Annotated in this window: 1 protein-coding gene and 1 pseudogene; both read right to left on the reverse strand. The window is 72.0% G+C overall.

Annotated elements, in window-relative coordinates:
• Nucleotides 1-1,217 (reverse strand): annotated as a pseudogene (locus IH80_RS47275) (beta-ketoacyl synthase N-terminal-like domain-containing protein); the annotation flags it as partial.
• A 42-nt stretch (nucleotides 1,218-1,259) separates the two neighbouring features.
• A partial coding sequence (locus IH80_RS47280; protein ID WP_030966528.1) for a KR domain-containing protein occupies nucleotides 1,260-2,271 on the reverse strand: 1,012 nt, incomplete at its 5' end.

Consider the following 2,271-nt stretch of genomic DNA (forward strand, 5'->3'; position numbering starts at 1 on the left):
GCGGACCGAGTCCCCGACGGCCTCGAGGTGGTCGGCGAGCTTGCCCGCCTGCGCCTTCAGCGCCTGCGCCGACTTCGCGGACACGACGAACGGCAGCGGACCACCGTGACCTGCGACCGGCGGGGCCGCGTCCTCCTCGGCGGGCTCCTCGGCGGGTGCCTCTTCGATGACGACGTGGGCGTTGGTGCCGCTGACACCGAAGGAGGAGACACCGGCACGACGCGGCCGCTCGTCCGTACGGCTCCACGGCCGGGCTTCGGTCAGCAGCTCGACGTCGCCCGCGTCCCAGTCGACCTTGGGGCTCGGTTCGGTGATGTGCAGGGTCTTCGGCAGCATCCCGTGGCGCATGGCCTCGACCATCTTGATGACACCCGCGACACCGGCCGCCGACTGTGCGTGGCCGATGTTGGACTTCAGCGAGCCCAGCCACAGCGGCCGGCCCTCGGGCCGGTCCTGGCCGTACGTCGCCAGGATGGCCTGCGCCTCGATCGGGTCGCCGAGGGCGGTGCCCGTGCCGTGCGCCTCGACCGCGTCCACATGCACTCGCCGGTCCGCAACGACTGGGTGGCCAGGTGGATGGCGACCAGTGAGGACGAGCAGGCCGTCTCCACCGTCACGGCAGGCCCTTCCAGGCCGAGGGTGTAGGAGACGCGGCCGGAGGTCGCGCTGCCGGAGTTGCCTATGCCGAGCATGCCTTCGACGGTCGCCGGGATCTGCTGCCCCATCGGCGCGTAGTCGTGGTGCATCACGCCGGCGAAGATGCCGATGCTGCTGCCCTGCAGGCCCGTCGGGTCGATGCCGGCGTGCTCGAAGGTCTCCCAGGAGGTCTCCAGCAGCAGGCGCTGCTGCGGATTCATGGAGAGGGCCTCGCGCGGCGAGATCCCGAAGAACGCGGCGTCGAACTCACCGGCGTCGTGCAGGAACCCGCCGTGGCGGACGTACGAGGTGCCGGGGTGGTCGGGGTCCTCGTCGTACAGCTTCTCGGTGTCCCAGCCGCGGTTCTCCGGGAACTCGGTGATGGCGTCGGTGCCTTCGGCGACCAGCTGCCACAGCTCCTCGGGCGAGGTGACCCCGCCGGGCAGCTTGCAGGCCATGCCGACGATGGCGATGGGTTCCGACCGCTCGGCCTCGACCTCACGCAGCCGGCCGTTGGCCTTGCGCAGGTCGTTCACCGCCTTCTTGAGGTAGTCGCGGAGCTTGTCCTCGTTGCTGCTCATGTCTGTGCCTGTCCCTTTCGAAATCTGTGTTCAGCCGTCCGGTCAGGACAGACCGAGCTCGCTGTCGAGGAGCGCGAACATCTCGTCGTCGGTCACCGCGTCCAGGTCCGGACCGACGTCCTCACCGGCCGGGAGGCCGTGCAGGCTCTCCCACCGGGTGCTGAGGGCCAGGAGGCGCTGGGCCACCTGGGCCTGGACGTCGCGGTCCGCGGAGGGGGCGGCGATCGCCCTTTCGAGGCGGTCGAGCTCCTCCAGTACGGAGAGGCCTGCGGCGGGCGCCTCGTGGACCGCGAGCTGCTCCTGCAGGAGCTGGACCAGGGCCGTGGGCGTCGGGTGGTCGAAGACGAGGGTGGCGGGCAGCCGTACTCCGGTCGCCTCGGTGAGGCGGTTGCGGAACTCGACCGCGGTGAGCGAGTCGAAGCCGGAGTCCTTGAAGGCGCGCGTGGTGTCGACCGTGGCGGGGTTGGCGACCCCGAGGACGGCGGCCACCTGCACCCGGACCAGGTCGAGCAGCATCTGCGCCCGCTCCTGCTCCGGGCGGCCTGCGAGGCGCTGCGCGAGGGTCTGGCCGGTGGGCGCGGCGGCCCTGGCGGCGCGGCGTGCCGGGCGGACCAGGCCGTGCAGGATCGCCTGGACTCCGGCGGTCCCGGCCTGGGAGCGCAGTTCGGCGAGGTCCAGCTTGGCCGGCATGAGGACGGCCTCGCCGGAGTGCAGGGCCGCGTCGAAGAGGGCCAGGCCCTCCGTGTTCGGCAGGCCCAGCATGCCGCCGCGGCGGCCGCGCTCGAGGTCGGCGTCGTCGAGGTGGGCGGTCATACCGGTGGCCTCGGCCCACAGGCCCCAGGCCAGCGAGACGGCGGGCTGCCCGGTGTCCCTGCGGAGCTGGGCGAGACCGTCGAGGAAGGCGTTGGCCGCGGCGTAGTTGCCCTGGCCCGGTGTGCCGAAGACGCCGGCCGCCGAGGAGTAGAGGACGAAGGCGGCGAGGTCGAGGTCCCGGGTCAGCTCGTGCAGGTTCCAGGCCGCGTCCACCTTCGGACGGAACACCTTGTCCAGACGC

Source organism: Streptomyces sp. NRRL S-378, assembly GCF_000720645.1.
In the GTDB taxonomy this organism is placed as follows: domain Bacteria; phylum Actinomycetota; class Actinomycetes; order Streptomycetales; family Streptomycetaceae; genus Streptomyces.